This is a genomic window from Arenimonas oryziterrae DSM 21050 = YC6267 (assembly GCF_000420545.1).
In the GTDB taxonomy this organism is placed as follows: Bacteria; Pseudomonadota; Gammaproteobacteria; order Xanthomonadales; family Xanthomonadaceae; genus Arenimonas; species Arenimonas oryziterrae.
This window is the reverse complement of the sequence record NZ_ATVD01000005.1, coordinates 65,118-89,620: the sequence shown is the minus strand read 5'-3', so window position 1 is coordinate 89,620 and position 24,503 is coordinate 65,118. Positions and strand designations below refer to the sequence as shown.

Here is a 24,503-nt window from a genome sequence, read left to right as displayed (position 1 = left end):
ACCTTGCCGGCCCCCGATGTAGCCAGTACCCGGCGTCTCGCCGATCCTTTCGAAGGTGTCGCATGAATTTTCACGAGTATCAGGCAAAGCAGCTGTTTGCCGACTACGGCATTGCCGTCCCCGCCGGGCGCGTCGCGCGCAACCCGGAAGAAGCCGTAGCCGCCGCCAAGGCGATCCCCGGCACCCTGTGGGTGGTCAAGGCGCAGATTCACGCCGGCGGCCGCGGCAAGGCCGGCGGCGTCAAGCTCGCCAAGTCCTATGACGAAGTGAAGCAGTACGCGGCCGCGATGCTCGGTACCCGCATGGAGACCTACCAGTCCGCCGGCGTGGCGCTGCCGATCGACACCGTGCTGATCTGCGAAGGCACCGACATCGCCAACGAGCTCTACCTGTCGGTCCTGACCGACCGCAGCAGCAAGACCATCACCTTCATCGCCTCGGCCGAAGGCGGCGTGGAGATCGAGAAGACCGCGCACGACAATCCGGACGCGATCAAGAGCCTGCACGTGAACTACGTCCAGGGCCTGCAGCCCTACCAGTGCCGCGAGATGGGCTTCTCACTGGGCCTGAACGCCAAGCAGGTCGGCCAGCTGACCAAGATCATGCTGGGCCTGTACAAGCTGTTCAACGACAAGGATCTCGCTCTGGTCGAGCTCAACCCGCTCGCCATCCTCAAGAGCGGGGACCTCGCCGTGCTCGACGGCAAGATCAATTCCGACGACAACGCGACCTTCCGTCATCCGGATCTGGCCGCGATGCGCGACATCCGCCAGGAAGACGAGACCGAAGTGCTCGCCAGCCAGCACGACCTCAACTACGTCACCATGGACGGCAACATTGGCTGCATGGTCAACGGCGCCGGTCTGGCGATGGCGACGATGGACGTCATTTCGCTCAACGGCGGTTCGCCGGCGAACTTCCTCGACGTCGGCGGCGGCGCCACCAAGGAGCGCGTGACCGAGGCGTTCAAGCTCATCCTCAAGTCGTCCAGCGTGAAGGCGATCTTCGTCAACATTTTCGGTGGCATCGTCCGCTGCGACATGATCGCCGAAGGCATCATCGCCGCCGTCAAGGAAGTCGACGTCAAGGTTCCGGTCGTGGTGCGCCTGGAAGGCACCAATGTCGAGAAGGGCAAGGAATTGCTCAAGAACAGCGGCCTCGCCATCACGGCGGCCGACGACATCAATGATGGCGCGAAGAAGGTCGTCGCTGCCGCCAAGGGCTAAGCCAAATTTCCTCTCCCGCTTGCGGGAGAGGGAGACACCATCCAAGGAACTGAATTACATGAGCGTTCTCGTCAACAAGAACACGAAGGTCATCGTGCAGGGCTTCACCGGCACCCAGGGCACCTTCCATGCCGAGCAGATGCTCGACTACGGCACCAAGGTCGTCGGCGGCGTGACCCCGGGCAAGGGTGGCACCACCCATATCGGCCTGCCGGTGTTCAACACGGTCGCTGACGCGGTCAACGAAACCGGCGCCGATGCGTCCGTGATCTACGTGCCGCCGCCGTTCGCGGCCGACGCGATCCTCGAGGCGGCCGATGCCGGCATCCGTGTGATCGTCTGCATCACCGAAGGCATTCCGGTGCTCGACATGCTGCGCGTGAAGAACACGCTCAAGGGTTACGAGGACGTCGTGCTGATCGGCCCGAACTGCCCCGGCATCATCACCCCGGGCGAATGCAAGATCGGCATCATGCCCGGCCACATCCATATGCCCGGCAAGGTCGGCATCGTGTCGCGCTCGGGCACGCTGACCTATGAAGCGGTCAAGCAGACCACCGACGCCAAGCTCGGTCAGTCGACCTGCATCGGCATCGGCGGCGATCCGATGCAGGGCATGAACTTCATCGACTGCCTGCGCCTGTTCCAGGACGATCCGCAGACCGAAGGCATCATCATGGTCGGCGAAATCGGCGGCAGCGCCGAGGAAGAGGCGGCCGAATTCATCGCCGAGTACGTGACCAAGCCCGTCGTCGGCTTCATCGCCGGCGCCAGCGCGCCGGAAGGCAAGCGCATGGGCCATGCCGGTGCGATCGCCTCGGGTGGCAAGGGCACCGCCGCGGGCAAGTTCGCCGCGCTGGAAAAAGCCGGCGTGACCACCGTCCGTTCGCCGGGCGATCTGGGCAAGGCCATTGCCGAGCGCATGAAGGCCTGAGTCGGGCTCGGTAGGAGCCAGCTTGCTGGCGACCGGATCTGCGCTTGTCGCCAGCAAGCTGGCTCCTACCAGGGTGAACTGAACCGATGTCCAAGCCGCTCCGCGTCGCCCTTGCCCAGTTCGATTTCCCGGTCGGGGCGATCGAGGCCAATGCCGCGCGTATCGCGGCGCTGATCGCCGAAGCCCGCGACGCGCACCACGCCGATCTGGTGTTTTTCCCGGAACTGGCGCTCAGCGGCTACCCGCCGGAAGACCTGCTGCTGCGCCCGGCTTTTCTCGCCGATTGCCAACGAGCGATCGACGCGATTGCCGCAGGCGTGCATGGCATCGTCGCGGTCGTCGGCTGGCCGCAGGCGGTGGGACCGGTGGTGTTCAACGCCGCAAGCGTGTTGCGCGACGGCGGCGTCGAAACGACCTACCACAAGCGCGAATTGCCCAACTACGCGGTGTTCGACGAACGCCGCTATTTCGCCAGCGACAACGAAGCCTGCGTGTTTGACGTCAACGGTACGATGGTCGGACTGGTGATCTGCGAAGACCTCTGGTTCGCCGAACCGCTGGCCGATACCGTGGCCCTCGGCGCGCGCCTGGTCGTGGTGCCGAACGCGTCGCCGTTCGATCGCGGCAAGTCCCTGCAGCGCGACGAACTGTTGACCCAGCGCGTGCGCGAGTCGCAGGTGGCGCTGGCCTATCTCAATGTCGTCGGCGGCCAGGACGAGCTGGTGTTCGACGGCGCGTCCGATCTGGCTGATGCCGACGGCAGTGTGCATCCGGCCGCGCGCGCGTTCGAGGAGCATCTGCTGCTTGCCGATCTCGATCCGGCGACCGGCAAGTTCTCGCGCGTGCAGTGGCCGCAGGAAACCGACGAGAGCGTCGAATCCCTCGCCTACCGCGCGATCGTGCGTGGCATCCGTGACTATTGCGGGAAGAACGGTTTCAAGACGGCGTGGCTGGGGCTGTCGGGCGGCGTGGATTCCGCGCTCGTGCTCGCGCTCGCGGTCGATGCCTTGGGCGCGGAGAATGTCACCGCGGTGCGACTGCCTTCGCGCTACACCTCGGATATGAGCAACGACCTCGCGGCCGACCAAGCGCAGGCGCTGGGTGTACGCATCGAGACGGTGGCCATCGAAGCGCCGTTCGAGGGCTTCCTGCAGGCACTGGCGCCGATGTTTGCCGGGCGCGCGCCGGACGTGGCCGAGGAGAACCTGCAGTCGCGCAGCCGCGGCGCCATCCTGATGGCCTTGTCGAACAAGTTCGGCGGTCTGCTGCTGACCACGGGCAACAAGAGCGAGTACGCGGTCGGTTACGCGACGATCTACGGCGACATGTGCGGCGGATTTGCGCCGATCAAGGACCTGTACAAAACCGAGGTCTACGACCTGTGCCGCTGGCGCAATGCCCAGGCCGTCGACGGCGCGGAAGTGATCCCGGTCGCCGTGATCGAGCGCGCACCCTCGGCGGAGCTGCGCGAAAACCAGACCGACCAGGATTCGCTGCCGCCCTATGCTTTGCTCGACGCGATCCTGCTGCGTCACATCGACCAGGAAAAATCCGCGGACGAGATCATCGCCGAGGGCTTCGACGCCGACACGGTGCGCCGCATTGTGCGGCTGGTGAAGAACAGCGAGTGGAAGCGCCGACAGGCGGCGCCGGGACCGAAGCTGTCGCGGCGGGCCTTCGGTCGCGAGCGGCGTTATCCGATCACGTCAGGTTATTCCGGATAAGAAGATCGCCCAAAAAAAACCCCGCCAAGGCGGGGTTCTCTTTCTTACTTCAGCTCGCCCTGGAAGGGATTGAGCTGGCGCCAGGCGCCCTTCTTCTTGGGCCAGTCGCCGCTGAGGTAGGGATGCTGCGGGTAGTTCTTCTCGAGGACGCGGCGGGCGTCATCGGACAGCTGCTTCTCGCCGAGCGCGCCGTACGAGGCTGCCATCAGCGCGACCGCATCGCCGTCGTACTGGCTCTGCGGGTAGGTCTCGATGAGGTACTTGCCGCGATTGGCTGCCGACACATAGGCGCCGCGACGCAGGTAGTACAGGCCCACGATCATTTCGTAGCGGGCCAGCTCATTGCGCAGGTGCACCATGCGCTGGCGCGCATCGGGCGCATAGCGGCTGTTGGGGAAGCGGCGCAGGACTTCGTTGAAGTCGTTGTAGCTCTGGATCGGACCGGCGAGATCGCGCGCGGACGGATCGCGTCCGGCAATCCGCGAGACGAAGCCGACGTCGCGGTCGAAGTTGATCAGCGCCTTCAGGTAGTACGCGTAGTCGATGTACTGGTGGCGCGGATAGGTACGGATGAAGCGGTCGATCGCGGGCGTCGCGTCTTCGGGCTTGCCGGTCTTGTACTGGGCGTAGGCCAGTTCCAGCTGCGCCTGCTCGCTGTAGGGGCCGTAGGGAAAGCGGGCGACGAGGCGCTGGAAGTACTTGGAGGCGCGCTCGTAGTCGCCTTTCTCACGCAGCATCTTGCCCTGCGCGTAAAGCTGATCGACCGGCAAGGTCTCGGTTTCGGCCTGCTTGTCGCCAAACCAGCCACTGACGGTCTTGCAGCCACCCAGACTCAGGGCGAGGGCGAGGAAAAGGAAAAAACGCGGCAAACCGGAGAGGCGGATCATCAGGAGTGGGCTTTTCTGAGGGCTGGCGGGCAGCAATTGAGGGATAATAACCGAAAGCTCCAGCCCGCCTCCATGAAGGCGGGGCGGACACTCCGGGGCCAGCGGCTCCATTTCCGGGCCCGAACATGCAATCAGCCGTACCAGACAACGACGAAGCCGACTACGAACTGCTCGAGGCCCAGGTGCCGGTCGAGCTTGCCGGCAAGCGCTTCGACCAGGCCTTGGCCGAGATGTTCCCCGAATTTTCGCGGTCCCGCCTGACCGAATGGATCAAGGCCGGCAGCGCGCTGCTGGACGGCCAGTCGGTGAAACCGCGCGATCCGGTCCGCGGCGGCGAGCCGGTGACCCTGAGCGTGAAGACCGAGATCGAGACCACGGCCGAGGCCGAGGACATCGCACTGGACATGGTCTACCAGGACGAGGACGTGCTGGTGGTCGACAAGCCCGCGGGCCTGGTCGTGCACCCGGGCGCGGGCAATCCGCGCGGCACGATGGTCAATGCCCTGCTGCATTTCGACGCGCGCATGGCCGAATTGCCGCGCGCGGGCATCGTGCACCGGCTGGACAAGGACACGTCCGGCTTGATGGTCATCGCGCGCTCGCTGCGCTCGCATTCGCTGCTGGTCGAACAGCTGTCCAATCGCGAGGTGCATCGCCAGTACGTCGCCGTGGTGGTCGGGCCGATGATAGCCGGCGGCACCGTCGACGCACCGATCGGCCGGCATCCGTCCGACCGCATCCGCCAGGCCGTGGTCAAGGAAGGTGCGGGTCGCGAGGCGATCACGCACTACCGCGTGCGCGAACGCTTCCGCGCGCACACGCTGGTCGAGTGTCGCCTGGAGACCGGCCGCACGCACCAGATCCGCGTGCATATGGCGCATGCGCGGCATCCGCTGGTCGGCGATCCGCTCTACGGCGGCTCCTATCGCCAGCCCAAGGGCGCAACCGCCGAACTCGCTGAAACCCTGCGCAGCTTCCGCCGCCAGGCCTTGCACGCGGAAAAGCTCGAATTCGTGCACCCGGTCAGCGGCTTGACGATCAGCACACAAGCGCCGATCCCCGCCGACATGCAGACCCTGATCCGCGATCTGCGCGCCGATACGGCAGCCTTCAAGGGCTGATGTCCGCCGCTTCCTTCCTGCCAGCTGATTGGCCCGCGCCGCCGACGGTGCGGGCCCTAACCACGTTGCGCAGCGGTCCCGGCCAGTCGATCGCGCCCTTCGATCGCTTCAATCTCGGCCTGCGCTGTGGCGACGATCCGGCCAGCGCACGCGGCAATCGCGCACAGCTCGCACAGGTGTTGTCGCTGCCGTCGCCACCGTGCTGGTTGCAGCAGGTGCATGGCCCGCACGTGGTGCGCTTCGATGCCGGCGAGACCGAATTCACGCCGGCGCTCGACGGGTCCGATCCCTTCGAGCCCGTCGCCGATGCCAGTGTCACGTCTAGTGCCGGCATCGTGCTGGCGATCCTGACCGCCGATTGTCTGCCGGTGCTTCTCTGCCACGAAGATGGCAGCGAACTCGGCGCTGCCCACGGAGGCTGGCGCGGCTTGGCGGGTGGCGTGCTGGAGGCAACGGTGCAGGCGATGCAGTCGTCGCCGGATCGACTGCTCGCCTGGCTGGGCCCGGCCGCCGGTCCGCAGGCCTATGAAATCGGCGAGGAAGTCCGCGCCGCGTTCCTGGCCGACGATCCGGCCGCGGACATGGCCTTCGTGCCCACGCGGGAAAATCACTGGCGCGTCGATCTGTATGCGCTGGCGCGCCAGCGGCTGGCGCGCGCCGGCGTCACGCGTGTGTTCGGCGGTGGTCTTTGCACGATTTCCGACCCGCAGCGCTTTTATTCGCACCGTCGCGACCAGCGCACCGGTCGCATGGCTACGCTGATCTGGCGCGAGGCTTGATCGCCGCGCGCCGCCGGACTAGAACTCGTCCTTGCTGCCGGTCAGCACCAGTTCCATCGCATCGGCCGTGCTCGAGGCGGCGTCGATCGCATCCTTGAGCTGATCGGCGCTGGCGTCGGCGGGAATCTTGACCACGAACACCGCGGTCCCGGTCTGCGAGGTCCAGCCACCGAGCGTCTTGTCGTGCGTATCGCGCAACAGTTGCAGCGCGATGTCCTGCGGAATCTCCTCGCCCTCGGCGCGGTAACCGACGCTCCAGATCTCGCGCACGCGCAGGGTGCCGTACTCCTCGACCGGCGTGCGCACCCAGTTCTGCTGGGTACGACCATCGTCCATGCGCTGGAGGATCTTGAAGTCGCCGTCTTCGTCGATCTCGTAGCTGACGCCGAGGCTGTCGAGCTCGGCTTTCACCACCGGATCGGGTGCCGTGCCGGCGCTGCTGCCCGAATCGCTGCTGTCGTCGGCCTTGTCTAGGCTGCCGGTGTCGGTGCTGGGCGTGTCCGTGCCGGTGCCGGTGTCGGCATCGAGGCCGGAAGACGCATCGCTCGCATCGGCCGTCGTGTCCGGAACCTTGTCGGCGATGCCCTTGAACATGAAATAGCCGCCGATCGTCAGAAGGATCAGCAGCAAGAATCCGCCCGCACCGATCGCCAGCAGCAGGCCGAGCTTCGACGAGGACGCCGGCGCAGGCACGGCGACCGCGCGTTGCACCGTGCCGCTGTGGGAATGTGCGTGCATCGGCGGCGGCACCGGTGCCGGTGTCGCGCGCGGCAGCGCGGGCGGCGGCGTGGCTGGCCGCGGGGGCGGCGCCGGACGTGCCGGCAAGGGCGTGGTCAGTCCGGCCGGGGCGACATTCGGTGGTGGCGGAGGCAGCGAGCGAAGTTGCGACAGCAGCAGGTCGGCGCGGCGCGCGACCTCCGCCCCGTCCATCGGCCGGTTCTCCCGCTGCTTGGCCAGCAGGCTGTCGAGCAAGGGCTGGAACATCGCTTTGTCGGCCGGCAGCCGCGGAACCTCGGCGGTCATGTGCTGCATGCCGATCGCCCAGCCGTCGGTGCCCGAATACGGGGCCGCACCGGTGAGCAACTGGTAGAACAGCACGCCGAGCGCATACAGGTCCGAGCGGCCGTCGAGTTCTTCGCCGCGCCATTGTTCGGGGCTCATGTACTGCGGCGTACCCAGGGTCGCGCCTTCGGCGGTCAGCGACGAGGTCGCCTCGGACAGGCGCGCGACGCCGAAATCGCTGAGCAGGAAACTGCCGTCTTCGTGGCAGAGGATGTTTTCGGGCTTCACGTCGCGATGTACGACGCCGTTGCGGTGGGCATGGTCGAGCGCGCTGCCGATCTCGCGCACGCAGCGCAGGGCCGTCGCCGCGTCGATGCTGCCGATGCGGGCGGCAACCGAGCCGCCGGGCACGAACTCCATCGCCATGTACGGCGCGCCTTCGTTGGTCACGCCGATGTCGTGGACCGTGACGATGTTGCGGTGGCGCAGGCGGGCGACGACCTTGCCTTCGCGCAGGAAGCGCTCGGCGTAGGCCGGATCGCGCGCCAGCTCCGGCGCCATGACTTTCAGCGCGACTTCGCGGCCCAGCGATTCCTGGACGGCGCGGTAGACCGTCGCCATGCCGCCGCGTCCCAGTTCATGCAGGATCTTGTAACCGGCAATCATGTGCGTGCTCCCCAGTCCCCGCAGCCATCATACCCAAACGCGCCCGCGAACGAGCCCGGCCAGCCGGGCGGGGTCGCCGCCGTTTGAGCCTGATCAAGGCATGAAGCCGAGGCAGGCGTAGGCTTGAATCGTGTCGTCGCGACCGCATTGAATCGGGGTCGCGGCCCAGGGCCGCCCTTACTTCCGGGAAATTCCAATGCGCATGGACAAACTCACCTCGCGCTTCCAGCAGGCGCTCAGCGACGCCCAGTCGCTCGCCGTCGGGCGCGACCACAATCTCATCGAGCCCGTGCATCTGATGGTCGCCCTGATCGACCAGCAGGGCGGCAGCACGCGCCCGCTGCTCGCGCAGGCCGGCGTCAACGTGACCGCCTTGCGCCAGCGCCTGGGCGAGGCGCTCGACAAGCTGCCCAAGGTCACCGGCCAGGACGGCAATCTCAGCGTCGGCAACGACCTCGGTCGCCTGCTCAACGTCACCGACAAACTGGCGCAGCAACGCGGCGATGCGTTCATCGCCAGCGAGTTGTTCGTGCTCGCGGCGCTCGAGGACAAGGGCGACGTCGGCCAGGCGCTGAAGGCGGCCGGCGCGAGCAAAGCCGGCGTCGAAAAAGGCATCGAAGCCCTGCGCGGCGGCGAGAAGGTCGACGACGCCAATGCCGAGGAAAACCGTCAGTCGCTGGAGAAATACTGCATCGACCTGACCGCGCGCGCCGAAAGCGGCAAGCTCGATCCGGTGGTCGGTCGCGACGAGGAAATCCGCCGCACGATCCAGGTCCTGCAGCGCCGCACCAAGAACAATCCCGTGCTGATCGGCGAACCCGGTGTCGGCAAAACAGCAATCGTCGAAGGCCTGGCGCAGCGCATCATCAATGGCGAAGTGCCCGAAGGCCTGCGCGGCCGCCGCGTGCTGTCGCTGGACATGGGCGCCTTGATCGCGGGCGCGAAGTTCCGCGGCGAGTTCGAGGAGCGGCTCAAGGCCGTGCTCAACGACCTGGCCAAGCAGGAAGGCAATGTCATCCTGTTTATCGACGAGCTGCACACGATGGTCGGCGCCGGCAAGGCCGAGGGCGCGATGGATGCGGGCAACATGCTCAAGCCCGCGCTCGCGCGCGGCGAATTGCATTGCATCGGCGCGACCACGCTGGATGAGTACCGCAAATACGTGGAAAAGGACGCCGCACTCGAGCGCCGCTTCCAGAAAGTCTTCGTCGGCGAGCCGTCGGTCGAGGACACCATCGCGATCCTGCGCGGCTTGAAGGAGCGCTATGCGGTGCATCACGGCGTCGAGATCACCGACCCGGCGATCGTCGCCGCGGCGACCCTGTCGCACCGCTACATCGCCGACCGCCAGCTGCCCGACAAGGCCATCGATCTGATGGACGAGGCGGCGAGCCGTATCCGCATGGAAATCGATTCCAAGCCCGAGGAAATGGACCGCATGGAGCGGCGCCTGATCCAGCTCAAGATCCAGCGCGAGGCGCTGAAGAAGGAGAAGGACAACGAGTCGCGCCAACGCCTGGCCGACCTGCAGACCGAGATCGACCGGCTCGAGCGCGAGTTCAACGATCTCGAAGAAATCTGGAAGGCGGAAAAGGCCACGCTCACCGGCGCGACCCGCATCAAGGAGCAGATCGAGCAGGCCAAGCAGGAGCTCGAAGCCGCGCATCGCCAGCAGGACATCGCGAAAATGAGCGAGATCCAGTACGGCCGTCTGCCGGAGCTGGAAAAACAGCTCGCCGCCGCGCAGGCGGTCGAGACCCAGGGCTTCAAGCTGCTGCAGGACAAGGTGACGGCGGAGGAAATCGCCGAAGTCGTGTCGCGCTGGACCGGCATCCCGGTGTCGAAGATGCTCGAAGGCGAACGCGAAAAACTCCTGAAGATGGAAGACGCGCTGCATGCGCGCGTGGTCGGCCAGGACGAGGCGGTCAAGTCGGTCGCCAACGCGATCCGGCGTTCGCGCGCCGGCCTGTCCGATCCCGACCGGCCGAACGGTTCCTTCCTGTTCCTCGGCCCGACCGGCGTGGGCAAGACCGAGCTGTGCAAGGCGCTGGCGGAATTCCTGTTCGACAGCGGCGATGCGCTGGTGCGCATCGACATGAGCGAATTCATGGAAAAACACTCGGTCGCGCGCCTGATCGGTGCGCCCCCGGGCTATGTCGGCTACGAAGAAGGCGGTTACCTGACCGAAGCCGTGCGTCGTCGGCCGTACAGCGTGATCCTGCTCGACGAGGTCGAGAAGGCGCACCCGGACGTGTTCAACGTGCTGTTGCAGGTACTCGATGACGGCCGCCTCACCGACGGCCAGGGCCGCACGGTGGATTTCCGCAATGCCGTCATCGTGATGACCTCGAACCTGGGCTCGCAGCACATCCAGGAGGTTTACGAGAACGGCGAGGCCGAGGAAGACGCCGACGCCTCGCAGCGCTACACGCAGATGAAAGCGGCCGTGATGGCCTCGGTGCAAGGACATTTCCGGCCCGAATTCATCAACCGGCTTGACGACATCGTCGTGTTCCATCCGCTCGGCCATGGCCAGATCCGCGCGATCGCGCGCATCCAGACCGCGTATCTGTCCAAGCGCCTGCTCGAGCGCCAGATTCGCCTGGACATCACCGATGCCGCGCTGGCGCTGCTGGGCAACGCGGGTTTCGATCCGGTCTACGGTGCGCGACCGCTCAAGCGGGCGATCCAGCAGGAGCTGGAGAATCCCCTTGCGAACAAGATCCTGTCGGGCGAATTCGGCGCGGGCGATACGGTGACCGTCGATGCCGACGGCGGTGCCCTGGTGTTCCGCAAAGCCTGATCCGCGACTACACGGGCGGCGTCGCGGCCTGGGTCAGGCGCGGGTCGGCGAGCACCATCTCGGCCATGCTGAACGCGAGTTCGCGTTCGGCGAGCACGGCGCCGTCGACGCCGCGATCGAACAGATGGCGCGCTTCGGCCTCGCTGTGTGCGCGCGCCAGAATCGTCATGCCCGGGTTGGCCTTGCGCAGGCGAGCGATGATCTCGCCGGCTTCGAAGGCGTTGGGAATTGCGATCAGCGCGTGCGTCGCGGTGGCCGGCGTCAGTTCGTCGAGCAATCCAGCACTGGTGGCATTGCCGCGGACGGCAGCGATTCCGTCGTCGTGGGCGCGCTCAACCAGTTCGCGATCGTTGTCGATGACGATCAGCGGCACGCCGCGGGCCTTGAGCAGGCTGGCGAGCTGGTGGCCCACGCGTCCGTAGCCGACCAAGATCGTGTGTTCGCCTTCGGGCTGGGCCGGACCTGGCGGCAGCTCGCGCGGTTTGGCCGCGCCGGCGTCGGTCGCGGTCTTCTGGCGTGCCTGCCAGCGCACCAGCGCCACGAACAGCATGGGATTGACTACGATGGAGAGCAGCGCACCGGCAAGCACCAGGTCGCGCGCTTCGGTTGGCAACAATTTCAGACCGACGCCGAGACCGGCGAGGATGAAACTGAATTCGCCGATCTGCGCCAGGCTCGCCGAGATGGTCAGCGCGGTCGTGTTCGGATGCCCGAACAGACGCACGACGAGGTAGGCGACGGTCGGTTTGCCGACAGTGATGATCAGGAAGGTCGCGAGCACCGGCAGCGGTTGCTCGACGATGATCATCGGATCGAACAGCATGCCGACCGATACGAAGAACAGCACCGCGAACGCGTCGCGCATCGGCAGCGAATCGGCGGCCGCCTTGTGGCTGAGTTCGGACTCGTTGAGCAGCATGCCGGCGAAGAACGCGCCGAGCGCGAAGGACACGCCGAACAGTTTTGCCGAGCCGAAGGCCACGCCCAGCGCGATCGCCAGGATGGACAGCGTGAACAGTTCGCGCGAACCGATGCCGGCCACGCGCTCGAGCACCCACGGAATCGCGCGCCGTCCCACCAGCAGCATCAGCGTGACGAAAATCGCCAGCTTGCCCAGCGTGACGCCGAGGGAGGCCAACAATTTGCCGATTTCGAACCCGCCGCCAGCGCCGGTCATCGAATGCGAGAGCGCCGGCAGGAACACCAGGGCGAGCACCATCACCAGGTCTTCGACGATCACCCAGCCGATGGCTACCTTGCCGCGGATCGTGCTGAGCAGGCGATGGTCTTCGAGGCTGCGCAGCAGCACGACCGTACTGGCCACCGACAAAGCCAGACCGAAAACAAAGCCCTGCATCGGCGACCAGCCCAAGGCCCAGGCCAGCAGCCAGCCCAGCCCCGTCGCCGCCGCAATACCTGCCAGTGCGCCTGGAATGGCGGTCTTGCGCACTTCGAGCAGGTCTTCGAGGGAGAAGTGCAGGCCGACGCCGAACATCAGCAGGATCACGCCGATTTCCGCCAGTTCTCCGGCCAACGCGGGATCGGCGACGAAGCCGGGGGTGAACGGGCCCGTGAGCACGCCCGCCAGCAGATAGCCGACGATCGGCGACAGCCGGAGCCTATGCGCCAGCGATCCGAGGATGAAGGCGAGGACCAGGCCCATGGCGATGGTGGCGATCAGGGGCGTTTCGTGCGGCATCCCGGCTCCAGCGTCACTAATGCCTTCAATACTGGGGGCAGGGTGCCCGCGAATCAAACCCGGCGCGTGGTCGCGGCCGGGCTGGTAGAATCGCCGCCCTATGATTTCCTTCAAGAATTTCGCCCTTCGCCGCGGCGAACGCCTGCTGCTGTCCAATGTCGACCTCACCCTACACGCCGGCTGGCGCGTCGGCGTGATCGGTCGCAACGGCTGCGGCAAATCCAGCCTGTTCGCGACCATCCTGGGCGAGATCGAATCGGACCTGGGTAATCTCGACATGCCCACGCGCCTGCGCATCGCGTGCATCGCGCAGGAAACACCGTCCTTGCCCGATCCGGCGATCGATTTCGTGCTCGGCGGCGATGAGGCCGTTTACGAGGTCATCAAGGCCGAGGCGGCCGCGATGGACGCTGAAGACTACGACGCCGTCGCCGAATGCCATCACAAGCTCGACGAGATGAACGGCTATGACGCGACCGCGCGTGCCGGCCGTCTGCTGCATGGCCTGGGCTTTCCGGCGGAAACGCATTCGCGCCCCGTGTCCTCGTTCTCCGGTGGCTGGCGCGTGCGTCTGAACCTGGCGCGTGCGCTGATGAAGCCGTCCGACATGCTGCTGCTCGACGAACCGACCAACCATCTCGACCTCGACGCCGTGCTCTGGCTCGAACAATGGCTGCTCAAATATCCGGGCACCCTGTTGCTGATCTCGCACGACCGCGAGTTCCTCGACGGCGTGTCCACGCACACGCTGCACCTGCACGACGGCAAGGCCAAGCTCTACACCGGCGACTACACCAGCTTCGAGCGCCAGCGCGCCGAACACCTGCGCCTGCAGCAGATTTCGCACGAAAAGGAACAGGCCGAGCGCGCGCATCTACAGAGCTTCATCGACCGCTTCAAGGCGCAGGCGAGCAAGGCCAAACAGGCGCAGTCGCGCGTCAAGCGCCTGGCCAAGCTGGCCGGCACCGAGGCGGTACGCGCCGAGCGCACGATGAGCATCAACTTCGCCGATCCGGTGAAGCTGCCGCATTCGCTGATCCGGCTCAACCACACCGATGCCGGTTACGGCACGACGAAAATCCTGCACGACGTCGGCTTTGGTCTGGAAGCGGGCGATCGCGTCGGCCTGCTCGGCCCGAACGGCGCGGGCAAGTCGACCCTGGTCAAGACGCTCGTCGGCGAGCTGCCTCTGCTGTCGGGCGAGCGCGTCGCGCATCCCGACCTCAAGCTCGGCTACTTCGCACAGCACACCGTCGAGAGCCTGCACGAGGGCCAGAGCCCGTTGTGGCATCTCAAGGAACTGGCGCCGAACGCGGGCGAGCAGCAGTTGCGCAACTTCCTCGGCCAATGGAATTTCGTTGGCGACCGCGCATTTGAGTCCGTTGACGGATTCTCGGGCGGCGAACGCGCGCGTCTCGCGCTGGCGCTGATCGCGTACCAGCAGCCGAATGTCCTGCTGCTCGACGAACCGACCAACCATCTCGATCTCGACATGCGCGAAGCGCTGGCCGAGGCCCTGAGCGTGTTCCCCGGCGCGATCGTGCTGGTCTCGCATGACCGCCACCTCATTGGCCTGGTCTGCGAAACCTTCTGGCGCGTCGCCGACGGCAAGGTCGAAGCCTTCAATGGCGATCTCGACGAATACGCGGCCTGGCTGCGTTCGCGCGGTGGCTCGGAATCGCGCGCGGCGAAAGCCGCGGAAAAATTCGCGGCCGCGGCGCCGCCCAAGCCGACGCGCTCCAAGCAGGCGATCGATGCCGATGCCAAGCGCCTCAAGCAAGTCGAAGCGCGTATCGCCACGCTGCAGTCTGAAGCCAAGCACATCGAGGACGAGCTCGCCGATCCCGCGATCTACAACAGCGATGGCGGTGCGACGATCGCGCAACTCGGTCAGCGCCAGGCCCGCCTGCAGGAAGAACGCGAAGCGCTCGAGGCCGAATGGCTGGTGCTGTACGAGAACGTCGAGGCGGCGGCTTCCTAGATACCGTCTCGAACCCGCCGCGCGCTGAGCCCGCCGTCACGGCGGACGCTTGAAAGCCCGCGTAGAATCCACATCTCCGCCGTAGCCCCCAAGCCAGCCTCCGCCATGCCGATCTATGCCTTCGAATGCGGCAGTTGCGGTCATCGTTTCGACCGCCTGCAGAAACTTTCCGATCCCGACCCGACCGACTGCCCCGACTGCGGCGCACCGCAGGTCCGCCGGCAGCTGACTGCGCCGAGCTTTCGCCTGGCCGGCGGCGGCTGGTACGAGACCGACTTCAAGAAAGACGGCGACAAGAAGCGCAACCTGGTCGACAAAGCCGAAGCCACGCCCAAGGCCGAAACCAAGGTCGAGGCCAAGCCGGCTGCGGCGACGGAAGCCAAGCCGGCAAAGGCCGCTCCCACCAGCGGATCGGTGTGAGGCCGGCAGTCAGCGGCTAGCCGCAGCAGATTCGAGGGAGTCCCTGCGCCGGCGCCTTTCGACCAAGCCGGTAACGTGCGGCGACTCGAAAGGCTCCGGTGCAGGGGCTCCCGCTGCGGGAAGGGGTAGCAGGTCGCCAGCAAGCTGGCTCCTGCGTGCCGGGATTTGCTCCGAAAGCCTCCGAAGCCTTAAAATTCAAGGCTTTCCGGCGCCATGAGCGCGCTGGGACCGCTTTTCCCGGAGCTTCCATGCGCACCCATTTTTGCGGCCTCGTCAACGAGGCCATGATCGGCCAGACCGTCACCCTGTGCGGCTGGGCCGACGTCGCCCGCAATCTGGGCGGCATCTGCTTCATCGACCTGCGCGACCATGAAGGCATCGTCCAGGTCGTCGCCGAGCCCGACAATCCGGCCTATCCGACCGCGGCCGAAGTCGGCTACGAATACTGCCTGCGCATCACCGGCACCGTCCGTGCGCGCCACAGCGTCAACGACAAGATCAAGACCGGGAAGGTCGAAGTCCTCGCCGAGAGCATCGAGATCCTCAACAAGTCCGGCGCGCTCCCGTTCTACAACCACGAAAATCCCGGCGAAGACATCCGTCTGCGCTATCGCTACCTCGACCTGCGCCGTCCGGAAATGCAGAAGACGATGCGCAAGCGCATTGCGCTCGTGCAGGCGCTGCGTCGTCATCTCGACGCGTCCGGTTTCCAGGACATCGAAACCCCGATCCTGACCAAGGCCACGCCCGAAGGCGCGCGCGACTATCTCGTGCCCAGCCGCGTGCATCCCGGCCAGTTCTTCGCCTTGCCGCAGTCGCCGCAGCTGTTCAAGCAGTTGCTGATGATGGCCGGCTTCGATCGCTACTATCAGATCGCCCGCTGCTTCCGCGACGAAGACCTGCGCGCCGATCGCCAGCCCGAATTCACCCAGCTCGACATGGAGTTCGCCTTCATCACCGAGCGCGACATCCAGGACTTCGTCGAAGCGATGATCCGTGACGTGTTCTCGGAAGTGCAGGGCGTCGAGCTCGCCAAGCCCTTCCCGCGCATGACTTATGCCGAGGCGATGCGCCGCTATGGCTCGGACAAGCCCGATCTGCGTATCGATCTGGAGCTGACCGACATCGCCGAGCTGGTGAAATCCAGCGAATTCAAGGTATTCACCGACTGGGCATCGAACGAGGACGGCCGCGTCGCCGCCCTGCGCGTGCCGGCCGGCGCGACGATGAGCCGTAAGCAGATCGACGACAACGGTGCCTATGCCGCGAAATACGGCGCGAATGGCTTGGCCTGGCTGAAGGTCGAAGATCTCGGCAAGGGTCGCGAGGGTGTCAACTCGCCGATCGCCAAGTTCCTCGACGACGCCACGCTCGCCGCTGTGTTGTCGGCGACGGGCGCGCAGAGCGGCGACCTGATCCTGTTCGGCGCGGGTCCGTGGAAAACGGTCACCGATTTCATGGGCGCGCTGCGCATCAAGGTCGCCAAGGATGCGGGTCTGGTCAAGGAAGGCTGGCAGCCGCTGTGGGTCACCGATTTCCCGATGTTCGAGTGGGACGCCGAGGAAAATCGCTTCGTCGCCCTCCATCATCCGTTCACCGCGCCCAAGGTCGACGATGTCGCCGATCTGGTCGCGAATGCCAAGACCGCCGTCAGCCGCGGCTACGACATGGTGCTCAACGGCAATGAAATCGGCGGCGGTTCCGTGCGCATCCATCGTTCCGAGATGCAGAGCCAGGTGTTCGACCTGCTCGGCATCAGCAAGGACGAAGCCCAGGTCAAATTCGGCTTCCTGCTCGAGGCGCTCAAGTACGGCGCGCCGCCACACGGCGGCATCGCCTTCGGCATCGATCGTATCGCCGCGCTCATGGCCGGCACCGAATCGATCCGCGACGTGATCGCCTTCCCGAAGACGGCGTCGGCGCAGTGCCTGCTGACCTCGGCACCGTCGGCCGTGCCCGACAAGCAGCTGGCCGAACTGCACGTGCGCGTGCGAGAGAAATAATCGCCGCGCGACGCGTCTGGGCCCGCTTCACCGTGGGGCGGGCCCAACGGGCATAATCGGGCCATCTTTCCGGCCAGACATGGCTCTATGCCCGAAACCGTCCTGATCCTGCATGGCCTGATGATGCGCAGCCCGGCCATGCTGCCGTTGGCGAGCCGTCTTCGTCGTCGCGGATTCGAACCGCGTCTGTTCGGGTATTCCACGCTCTGGCAGAACCCAGCCAAGGCCATGGAGAAACTGGCGATGCGCCTGTACGCCTATGGCGATCAGCCGGTGCATCTGGTCGCGCACAGTCTCGGTGGCCTGGTCGCAGTGGAGACGCTCAATCGTTACCAGCAGCTGCCGCCGGGACGCCTGGTGTGCCTGGGCTCGCCCCTGGCGGGCAGCACGGCCGCACGCGGCCTCTTCGACCGCGGCCTGGGTTTCGTGTCCGGTCGCAGCGGGCCGCTGCTGCGGGGTGGACTGATCCAGTTGCCGGAAAAGCATCAGGTCGGTGCGATCGCCGGATCGCGATCCCTGGGCATGGGCAAGTATTTCGGACATTTCGACGGCCTCAACGACGGCACGGTCGCCGTCTGGGAGACCCGCATGCCCGGGCTGGGTGACCACGCGGTGATTCCGTCCAGCCATTCGGGCCTGGCCTTCTCGCCCCTGGCCGCCGAGCTGGCCGCCAACTTCCTCGAAACCGGGCACTTCCGGCCGTAAGGCTGGCGGCGGCATATAATTCGCGCCTTCCAGACAGACGGGTGTGACGCATGGGCAGGTTGATGGCCATCGAAGGCCGCAAGAACGCGCAAGACGCCAAACGCGGCAAGATCTTCACCAAACTGATCCGTGAACTGAGCGTGGCCGCGCGTGCCGGCGGCGGCGACCCGAAGACCAACCCGCGTCTGCGCCTGGCGATGGACCGCGCCCTGGGCGTGAACATGGCCAAGGACGTCATCGAACGTGCGGTCAAGAAAGCCACTGGCGAACTCGAGGGCGTGAGCTACGAGGAAATCCGCTACGAGGGTTACGCGCCCGGCGGCATCGCCGTCATCGTCGACTGCATGACCGACAACAAGGTCCGCACCGTGGCTGATGTGCGTCACGCCTTCAGCAAGTGCGGCGGCAACCTGGGCACCGACGGCTCGGTCGCCTTCATGTTCAAGAAGCGCGGCGTGCTCGGTTTCGCGGCCGGCGCCAACGAAGATGCGATCACGGAAGCGGCGATCGACGCCGGCGCCGACGACATCGTCGTCTATCCCGAAGACGGCGCGATCGATGTGCTGACGTCTCCGGACGCGTTCGAGACGGTCAAGGCCGCGATGGTCGCCGCCGGGTTCGCCCCCGACGAAGCGGCCGTCACCTATCGCGCCGACAATGACGTCGCGGTGGCCGGAGAAACCGCGCAGCAGGTCGTGAAGATGATCGACATGCTCGAGGACCTCGACGACGTGCAGAACGTGTACCACAACGCGGAGCTGGGCGAAGACGCCTACAAGTGACCCGTATCCTCGGCATCGATCCCGGCTCCCAGCGCACCGGCGTGGGCATCATCGATTGCGATGCCGGCGGGCGCACGACGCACGTTTTCCACACGCCCCTGGTGCTGCTCGACGCCGAGAGTTTCCCGCTGCGGCTGAAATTGCTGCTCGATGGACTGGGCGAAATCATCGAGAAATACCGTCCCGATGAAGTCGCGATCGAGAAGGTGTTCATGGCGCGCAATCCCGACTCGGCCCTGAAACTGGGCCAGGCACGCGGCGCGGCGATGTGCGCGGCGGTCATGCGCGATCTGCCGGTGCACGAATACGCCGCCAAGGAAATCAAGCTCGCCACGGTGGGCAAGGGTGGCGCCGATAAGGTGCAGGTGCAGCACATGATCGGCGTGATGCTCAACCTGCACGGAAAAATTCAGGCCGACGCCGCCGATGCGCTGGCCGTGGCCATCACCCATGCGCACGTGCGCGCGACCGCGGCGCGCATCGGCGTGAGCGCGAAACAGGTCTGGAGCCGCAAATGATCGGACGACTGCGAGGCCTGCTGGTGCACAAGCAGCCGCCCTGGCTGATGATCGAGGTCGGCGGCGTCGGCTACGAACTCGAAGCTCCGATGTCCACCTTCTACGACCTGCCCGAGGTCGGCCGCGAAGTCGTGCTGTTCACGCACTATGCGCAGAAGGAAGACGCGGTCGCGTTGTACGGGTTCTTCCACGAGGCCGAGCGCCGGCTGTTCCGCGATGTCCAGAAAGTCACCGGCATCGGCGCGAAGATCGCGCTGGCGATCCTGTCGGGCGCGAGCGTCGACGAGTTCGCACGCCTGGTGCAGTCGGGCGACGTCACCGCGTTGACGCGCATTCCCGGCATCGGCAAAAAGACCGCCGAACGCATCGTCGTGGAACTGCGCGATCGCGCCGCCGATTTCGTCGGGGCCGGCGCTGTGCTGGGCAGCAAGGGCGTTCCCGCCGATCCGGTCACCGAGGCCAGCGTCGCCCTGCAGCAGCTGGGCTACAAGCCCGCCGAGATCAGCCGCATGGTCAAGGACGCGGCGCCGGGCGACAGTCCCGAAGACATCATCCGAAAAGCGCTAAAATCCGTTCTTCGCAACGGCTGAACCGGTAAGGAAGCCAGATCGCCATGTCCCAACATGCCCAGGGGGGAGGTAGCCAGCGTGTCTTGCCGCTGGTGCTCGGTGCGATCGGAGTCGTCTTCGGCGACATCGGCACCAGTCCGCTGTACACACTGAAGGAAGCCTTCGGCCATCAGTACGGCCTGCATCCGGATGAAGGCAATGTGCTCGGCGTGTTGTCGCTGGTGTTCTGGGCGATGGCCCTGATCGTCACGATCAAGTACGTCATCGTGATCATGCGTGCCGACAACCGCGGCGAAGGCGGCATTCTCGCCCTCATGGCCGTCGTGCAGCGCAGCCTGCCGATCGCGTCGCCGCTGGCGTACACGGTGGGCATCCTCGGCATTCTCGGCACCGCGCTGTTTTTCGGCGATGCGGTGATCACGCCCGCGATCTCGGTGTTGTCGGCCGTCGAAGGCCTGGAGGTCGCGGCGCCGCGCTTGCATCAGTACGTGGTGCCGGTGACCCTGGGCGTGCTGCTGTTGCTGTTCCTGGTGCAGCGCAAGGGCACCGAACGCGTCGGCCGCGTCTTCGGGCCGATCATGGTGTTGTGGTTCCTGTGTCTGGCCGTGCTCGGCGCCATCCAGATCGCGAAGAACACCGATGTGCTGTACGCGCTCAATCCGTACTACGCGCTGGAATTCTTCATCCATCACGGCAAGGCCGCCTGGCTGGCGCTGGGCGCGGTCGTGCTCGCGGTGACCGGTGGCGAGGCCTTGTACGCGGACATGGGCCACTTCGGCCGCGTGCCCATCCGCTACGCCTGGATGGGTTTCGTGATGCCGGCCTTGCTGCTGAACTATTTTGGGCAGGGCGCGCTCGTGCTGGCGCATCCGGAAGCGGTGCATAACCCGTTCTTCAATCTGGTGCCGGCACCGTTGTTGTTCCCGATGATCGTACTGGCGACGCTGGCCACGGTGATCGCGTCGCAGGCAGTGATTTCCGGGGCCTTCTCGCTGGCGCGCCAGGCGATCCAGCTCGGTTACCTGCCGCGCCTGAAGCTGATCCACACCTCCGACGAAACCATCGGCCAGGTCTACCTGCCGTGGGTCAATCGCATCCTGCTGGTCGCGGTGATGCTGCTGGTAGTGACCTTCCGCAGCTCGACCAACCTGGCTTCGGCCTACGGCGTGTCGGTGACCGGCGCGATGCTCATCGACACCTTGTTGCTGATGATTCTCGCGTCCTCGCGTTGGCGCTGGCCGTCCTGGGCGATCGCGATCGGCGGCATCGCCTATCTGATCATCGACGGTGCGCTGTTCTCGGCGAACGCGATCAAGTTCTTCCACGGCGCGTGGGTGCCGGTGGTGATCGGCATGGTGGTGTTCACGATCATGCGCACCTGGCGTCGCGGCCGCGATCTGGTGCGCGAGCAGGTCAACCGGGACAGTCTGCGCATCGAGCATTTCGTGCAGAGCGTGATGACCGACCCGCCGGCGCGCGTCTCGGGCACGGCCTTGTTCATGACGCCGTCGAACGAATACATGCCGCCGGCGCTGCTGCACAACCTCAAGCACAACAAGGTGCTGCACGAGCGCAATGTGCTGCTCAGCATCGAGACGCTCAGCGTGCCGCGCGCCGAAGAGCTGGAGCGCGTCGCCTACACCGACCTCGGACACGGATTCAGCCGCCTGACCCTGCGCTTCGGCTACATGGAGGATCCGGACGTGCCCAAGGCGCTCAAGCGCTGGTCGATTCCGGGCCCGGCCTTCGATCCGATGGACACCACCTTCTTCGCCAGCCGCGAGGCGCTCAGTGCCAAGGCCGATCAGGGCATGGCCCTGTGGCGCGACAAGTTGTTCCTTGTCATGTCGCGCAACGCGACGCCGGCGACCGAATTCTTCTCGATCCCGGGCAACCGGCTGGTCGAACTGGGCACGCAGGTCGTCATCTGAGGCGATCTGGCGGGCTTCGGACGCCTTCGGGCTGCCTTCGTGGCCGCCAGCTGACATAATGCGGGCATGGAAGAAGCCCGCGTCATAGCCAATGCGGTCACGCGCGAGGATGAGGCCGTCGAGGCCAGCATCCGCCCGAAGACCCTTGACGAGTATCTGGGCCAGGAAGCGGTCCGCGAGCAGCTCAAGATCTACATCGAGGCGGCCAAGGGCCGTCGCGAGGCCCTCGATCACGTGCTGATCTTCGGGCCGCCCGGCCTGGGCAAGACCACCCTCTCGCACGTCATCGCCAACGAACTGGGCGTGAGCCTGCGCCAGACCTCGGGTCCGGTAATCGAGCGGGCCGGCGATCTCGCGGCCTTGCTGACCAATCTGCAGCCGCACGACGTGCTGTTCATCGATGAGATCCACCGCCTGTCCCCGGTCGTCGAGGAAGTGCTGTATCCGGCGATGGAAGATTTCCAGATCGACATCATGATCGGCGAAGGGCCGGCGGCGCGTTCGATCAAGCTCGACCTGCCGCCGTTCACCCTGGTCGGTGCGACCACGCGCGCAGGTCTGCTGACTGGACCGCTGCGCGATCGTTTCGGCATCGTCCAGCGGCTGGAGTTCTACACGCCCGAAGAACTCACGCGCATCGTGCGCCGTTCGGCCGGCATCCTCGGCATCGCCTGCGATGCGGGCGGGGCGGCGGAGATCGCCCGGCGTTCCCGCGGCACGCCGCGCATCGCCAACCGTCTGCTGCGCCGCGCCCGCGATTTCGCCCAGGTGCGCGCCGGCGGCGAGATCAGCAAGGACGTCGCCGATGCCGCGATGGTCATGCTCAAGATCGATCCGGCCGGCTTCGACGACATCGACCGGCGCATGCTGCGCATGATCATGGAAAATTTCGACGGCGGCCCGGTCGGCGTGGAATCGCTGGCGGCGGCGCTCTCGGAAGAGCGCGGCACGCTCGAAGACGTCATCGAGCCCTATCTGATCCAGCAGGGCTACATCGTACGCAGCGCCCGCGGCCGCATGGCCACCAACAAGGCCTATCAGCACCTGGGCCTGAAACCGCCCCGGCGCGCCACCGATGTCGACCTCTTTGAAGGTTGAGCCCGTGTTCAGCTTTCCGATAAGGGTGTATTGGGAAGATACCGATGCCGGTGGTGTCGTGTATCACGCCAGCTACCTGCGGTTTCTGGAGCGCGCCCGCACCGAATGGTTGCGCGGCCTGGGCGTCGCCCAGCAGGACCTCAAAGAAAAAGAAGATGTGGTGCTGGTGGTGCGCGAAATGCGCATCGACTTCCTCAAGCCTGCGCGGCTGGACGAACAGTTGCTCGCCAGCGTGGTGATCACCGAACGTCGTGCCGCGAGTTTCCTGGTCGCGCAGGAACTGTTTCGTGGCGAGGAATGTCTGCTGCGTGCCGAGGTGCGCATCGCCTGCCTGACTGCCAGCCAATTTCGTCCGCGTGCCTTGCCCGAGGGTCTGGTGCCGGACCCGCTCCCTGGAGAAACCCGATGAATTCCGCCCTGCTGATGCTCGCCGCCGCCCCGGCCACCGCGTTGCCCGCGCCCGCCGTCGTCGCGGCCGCCGAGCCCGCGAGCGCCGGCCTGAACTACCTGCAGCTGGTGCTGCACGCCAGTTGGCCGGTGCAGATCGTGATGGTCCTGTTGCTGGCGGCGTCGGTACTGAGCTGGTTCATCATCTTCCGCAAGAGCAGCGTGTTCAGCCGCGCGACGCGCGACGCCGAGGATTTCGAGGGCCGCTTCTGGTCGGGCACCGACCTCAACCAGCTCTACCGCACGTCCACCGACCGCAATCGCGTGGTCAGCGGCCTCGAGGCGATCTTCGAAGCGGGCTTCCGCGAATTCACCCGCTTGCGCCAGCAGAAGAAGGTCATGGACGCGCGCACCCAGCTTGAGGGCGCGCAGCGCGCGATGCGCGCGACCCTCGCGCGCGAGGTCGACGCGCTCGAGCACAATCTCGAATTGCTCGCCAACGTCGGTTCGACGGCGCCGTATGTCGGTCTGGTCGGCACGGTGTTCGGCATCATGATTTCCTTCCATGGCCTGGCCAACAACAAGCAGGCGACGATCGCCTCGGTCGCCCCGGGCATTTCCGAAGCCCTGATCGCCACGGCGATGGGTCTGTTCGCGGCCATTCCTGCCGTCTGGGCCTACAACCGCTACGCCACCCGCGTCGAGCGCCTGTCGGTACGCTACGAGAGCTTCGCCGAGGAGTTCTCGTCGATCCTGCAGCGCCAGTCGCATGACGATCATTGATCGTGCGGACCCCGATTCCGGACGCCACGCGTTGAGGATTCCGACATGACCGCCTCGTTCTCCCTGCGCAAGAAACGCAAGCTCAAGTCCGAGATCAACGTCGTTCCCTATATCGACGTGATGCTCGTGCTGCTGATCATCTTCATGGTCACCGCGCCCCTGCTCAATCTCGGCGTCGACATCGATCTGCCGAAATCGAACGCGCGTTCGGTCGAGACCAAGAAGGACCCGATTGTCGTGAGCGTCGACGCCGAAGGCGGCTACACGCTCAAGCTGCAGGACTCGGGCAAGGAAAGCGTCAGCGCCGCGCAGCTGGTCGAAAAGGTCGGCGCGATCGTGCGCAGCAATCCGGAAGTCGCGGTGTTCGTCGCCGGCGACGGCAAGGCCAACTACGAAAAGGTCTATGAGGCGATGGTGCTGTTGCAGACCGCCGGTGTCGCCAAGGTGGGTCTGATGAGCAAGCCGGCGGAAGGCCGCTGAGCCCG

Annotated in this window: 21 protein-coding genes; 18 read left to right on the top strand and 3 right to left on the bottom strand. The window is 65.8% G+C overall.

The features are described 5' to 3' along the window. The first annotated feature begins 62 nt into the window (after positions 1–62). The 3 genes from sucC to G467_RS0112450 all read left to right on the top strand — a co-directional run bounded on the left by sucC (position 63) and on the right by G467_RS0112450 (position 3,884). Positions 63–1,226: an ADP-forming succinate--CoA ligase subunit beta gene (sucC, locus tag G467_RS0112460; protein ID WP_022970072.1), complete on the top strand. Its 1,164-nt coding sequence runs from the start codon at positions 63–65 to the stop codon at positions 1,224–1,226. A gap of 58 nt (positions 1,227–1,284) precedes the next feature. Continuing rightward, positions 1,285–2,160 carry a succinate--CoA ligase subunit alpha gene (gene sucD / locus G467_RS0112455; RefSeq protein ID WP_022970071.1) on the top strand — a complete coding sequence of 292 codons (876 nt, stop codon included), beginning with the start codon at positions 1,285–1,287 and terminating at the stop codon, positions 2,158–2,160. 86 nt (positions 2,161–2,246) lie between these two features. After that, the gene (locus tag G467_RS0112450; RefSeq protein WP_022970070.1) at positions 2,247–3,884 is read left to right on the top strand and encodes an NAD+ synthase; all 1,638 of its coding nucleotides are present in this window, start codon (positions 2,247–2,249) and stop codon (positions 3,882–3,884) included. 44 nt (positions 3,885–3,928) lie between these two features. Here the strand turns inward: G467_RS0112450 and G467_RS16735 are convergent, their stop codons facing one another. Next, positions 3,929–4,771, bottom strand: a complete 843-nt coding sequence (locus G467_RS16735) for an outer membrane protein assembly factor BamD (protein ID WP_022970069.1) — start codon at positions 4,769–4,771, stop codon at positions 3,929–3,931. Positions 4,772–4,896: 125 nt separating this feature from the next. Here G467_RS16735 and rluD point away from each other — a divergent pair, with 125 nt between their 5' ends. Together rluD and pgeF are read left to right on the top strand one after the other, a co-directional pair. Beyond that, on the top strand, positions 4,897–5,892 hold the full coding sequence (gene rluD, locus G467_RS0112440) for a 23S rRNA pseudouridine(1911/1915/1917) synthase RluD (RefSeq protein WP_022970068.1): 996 nt from the start codon (positions 4,897–4,899) through the stop codon (positions 5,890–5,892). Beyond that, complete coding sequence (gene pgeF / locus G467_RS0112435) at positions 5,889–6,671, top strand: peptidoglycan editing factor PgeF (RefSeq protein ID WP_211214069.1); 783 nt, start codon at positions 5,889–5,891, stop codon at positions 6,669–6,671. The genes rluD and pgeF overlap by 4 nt, the downstream gene beginning before the upstream one ends. Before the next feature lie 18 nt (positions 6,672–6,689). Here pgeF and G467_RS16730 read toward each other — a convergent pair whose 3' ends face one another. After that, a complete protein-coding gene (locus tag G467_RS16730; protein ID WP_022970066.1) occupies positions 6,690–8,339 on the bottom strand; it encodes a serine/threonine-protein kinase in 1,650 nt (549 codons plus the stop codon). Between the two features lie 196 nt (positions 8,340–8,535). Between G467_RS16730 and clpB the strand changes: the two genes are divergently transcribed. After that, complete coding sequence (gene clpB / locus G467_RS0112425; RefSeq protein ID WP_022970065.1) at positions 8,536–11,142, top strand: ATP-dependent chaperone ClpB; 2,607 nt, start codon at positions 8,536–8,538, stop codon at positions 11,140–11,142. Positions 11,143–11,149: 7 nt separating this feature from the next. On the opposite strand, the gene ybaL is transcribed toward clpB, so the two are convergent. Next, positions 11,150–12,841, bottom strand: coding sequence for a YbaL family putative K(+) efflux transporter (gene ybaL, locus G467_RS0112420; protein ID WP_022970064.1), 1,692 nt, complete (start codon positions 12,839–12,841; stop codon positions 11,150–11,152). A 100-nt stretch (positions 12,842–12,941) separates the two neighbouring features. Here ybaL and G467_RS0112415 point away from each other — a divergent pair, with 100 nt between their 5' ends. The 12 genes from G467_RS0112415 to tolR all read left to right on the top strand — a co-directional run bounded on the left by G467_RS0112415 (position 12,942) and on the right by tolR (position 24,498). Then, positions 12,942–14,822: an ABC-F family ATP-binding cassette domain-containing protein gene (locus G467_RS0112415; protein ID WP_022970063.1), complete on the top strand. Its 1,881-nt coding sequence runs from the start codon at positions 12,942–12,944 to the stop codon at positions 14,820–14,822. A gap of 105 nt (positions 14,823–14,927) precedes the next feature. After that, complete coding sequence (locus tag G467_RS0112410; protein ID WP_022970062.1) at positions 14,928–15,242, top strand: FmdB family zinc ribbon protein; 315 nt, start codon at positions 14,928–14,930, stop codon at positions 15,240–15,242. 248 nt (positions 15,243–15,490) lie between these two features. After that, a complete protein-coding gene (gene aspS, locus G467_RS0112405) occupies positions 15,491–17,245 on the top strand; it encodes an aspartate--tRNA ligase (protein WP_022970061.1) in 1,755 nt (584 codons plus the stop codon). An 87-nt stretch (positions 17,246–17,332) separates the two neighbouring features. Further along, positions 17,333–17,950 (top strand): alpha/beta fold hydrolase, encoded by a 618-nt coding sequence (locus tag G467_RS0112400; protein ID WP_022970060.1) that lies wholly within the window; start codon positions 17,333–17,335, stop codon positions 17,948–17,950. A 50-nt stretch (positions 17,951–18,000) separates the two neighbouring features. Further along, positions 18,001–18,732 carry a YebC/PmpR family DNA-binding transcriptional regulator gene (locus G467_RS0112395; RefSeq protein WP_022970059.1) on the top strand — a complete coding sequence of 244 codons (732 nt, stop codon included), beginning with the start codon at positions 18,001–18,003 and terminating at the stop codon, positions 18,730–18,732. Then, positions 18,729–19,250, top strand: a complete 522-nt coding sequence (ruvC, locus tag G467_RS0112390) for a crossover junction endodeoxyribonuclease RuvC (RefSeq protein ID WP_022970058.1) — start codon at positions 18,729–18,731, stop codon at positions 19,248–19,250. The genes G467_RS0112395 and ruvC overlap by 4 nt, the downstream gene beginning before the upstream one ends. Then, a complete protein-coding gene (gene ruvA, locus G467_RS0112385) occupies positions 19,247–19,840 on the top strand; it encodes a Holliday junction branch migration protein RuvA (RefSeq protein ID WP_022970057.1) in 594 nt (197 codons plus the stop codon). The genes ruvC and ruvA overlap by 4 nt, the downstream gene beginning before the upstream one ends. 23 nt (positions 19,841–19,863) lie before the next feature. Beyond that, complete coding sequence (locus G467_RS0112380; protein ID WP_155844899.1) at positions 19,864–21,750, top strand: potassium transporter Kup; 1,887 nt, start codon at positions 19,864–19,866, stop codon at positions 21,748–21,750. A gap of 66 nt (positions 21,751–21,816) precedes the next feature. Beyond that, positions 21,817–22,848 (top strand): Holliday junction branch migration DNA helicase RuvB, encoded by a 1,032-nt coding sequence (gene ruvB, locus G467_RS0112375; protein ID WP_022970055.1) that lies wholly within the window; start codon positions 21,817–21,819, stop codon positions 22,846–22,848. Further along, positions 22,826–23,257, top strand: a complete 432-nt coding sequence (ybgC, locus tag G467_RS0112370; RefSeq protein WP_026802647.1) for a tol-pal system-associated acyl-CoA thioesterase — start codon at positions 22,826–22,828, stop codon at positions 23,255–23,257. The genes ruvB and ybgC overlap by 23 nt, the downstream gene beginning before the upstream one ends. Further along, positions 23,254–24,018 (top strand): protein TolQ, encoded by a 765-nt coding sequence (gene tolQ / locus G467_RS0112365; RefSeq protein ID WP_022970053.1) that lies wholly within the window; start codon positions 23,254–23,256, stop codon positions 24,016–24,018. Before ybgC ends, tolQ begins: the two co-directional genes overlap by 4 nt. 45 nt (positions 24,019–24,063) lie before the next feature. Then, positions 24,064–24,498: a protein TolR gene (gene tolR, locus G467_RS0112360; RefSeq protein ID WP_022970052.1), complete on the top strand. Its 435-nt coding sequence runs from the start codon at positions 24,064–24,066 to the stop codon at positions 24,496–24,498. The last annotated feature ends 5 nt before the right edge of the window (positions 24,499–24,503 follow it).

Excerpts from the sequence above, each read along its gene's own strand:
- sucC (WP_022970072.1), top strand. The coding sequence starts at position 63 with ATGAATTTTCACGAGTATCAGGCAAAGCAGCTGTTTGCCGACTACGGC.
- sucD (WP_022970071.1), top strand. The coding sequence starts at position 1,285 with ATGAGCGTTCTCGTCAACAAGAACACGAAGGTCATCGTGCAGGGCTTC.
- G467_RS0112450 (WP_022970070.1), top strand. The coding sequence starts at position 2,247 with ATGTCCAAGCCGCTCCGCGTCGCCCTTGCCCAGTTCGATTTCCCGGTC.
- G467_RS16735 (WP_022970069.1), bottom strand. The coding sequence starts at position 4,771 with ATGATCCGCCTCTCCGGTTTGCCGCGTTTTTTCCTTTTCCTCGCCCTC.
- rluD (WP_022970068.1), top strand. The coding sequence starts at position 4,897 with ATGCAATCAGCCGTACCAGACAACGACGAAGCCGACTACGAACTGCTC.
- G467_RS16730 (WP_022970066.1), bottom strand. The coding sequence starts at position 8,339 with ATGATTGCCGGTTACAAGATCCTGCATGAACTGGGACGCGGCGGCATG.
- clpB (WP_022970065.1), top strand. The coding sequence starts at position 8,536 with ATGCGCATGGACAAACTCACCTCGCGCTTCCAGCAGGCGCTCAGCGAC.
- ybaL (WP_022970064.1), bottom strand. The coding sequence starts at position 12,841 with ATGCCGCACGAAACGCCCCTGATCGCCACCATCGCCATGGGCCTGGTC.
- G467_RS0112415 (WP_022970063.1), top strand. The coding sequence starts at position 12,942 with ATGATTTCCTTCAAGAATTTCGCCCTTCGCCGCGGCGAACGCCTGCTG.
- G467_RS0112410 (WP_022970062.1), top strand. The coding sequence starts at position 14,928 with ATGCCGATCTATGCCTTCGAATGCGGCAGTTGCGGTCATCGTTTCGAC.
- aspS (WP_022970061.1), top strand. The coding sequence starts at position 15,491 with ATGCGCACCCATTTTTGCGGCCTCGTCAACGAGGCCATGATCGGCCAG.
- G467_RS0112400 (WP_022970060.1), top strand. The coding sequence starts at position 17,333 with ATGCCCGAAACCGTCCTGATCCTGCATGGCCTGATGATGCGCAGCCCG.
- G467_RS0112395 (WP_022970059.1), top strand. The coding sequence starts at position 18,001 with ATGGGCAGGTTGATGGCCATCGAAGGCCGCAAGAACGCGCAAGACGCC.
- ruvA (WP_022970057.1), top strand. The coding sequence starts at position 19,247 with ATGATCGGACGACTGCGAGGCCTGCTGGTGCACAAGCAGCCGCCCTGG.
- G467_RS0112380 (WP_155844899.1), top strand. The coding sequence starts at position 19,864 with ATGTCCCAACATGCCCAGGGGGGAGGTAGCCAGCGTGTCTTGCCGCTG.
- ruvB (WP_022970055.1), top strand. The coding sequence starts at position 21,817 with ATGGAAGAAGCCCGCGTCATAGCCAATGCGGTCACGCGCGAGGATGAG.
- ybgC (WP_026802647.1), top strand. The coding sequence starts at position 22,826 with ATGTCGACCTCTTTGAAGGTTGAGCCCGTGTTCAGCTTTCCGATAAGG.
- tolQ (WP_022970053.1), top strand. The coding sequence starts at position 23,254 with ATGAATTCCGCCCTGCTGATGCTCGCCGCCGCCCCGGCCACCGCGTTG.
- tolR (WP_022970052.1), top strand. The coding sequence starts at position 24,064 with ATGACCGCCTCGTTCTCCCTGCGCAAGAAACGCAAGCTCAAGTCCGAG.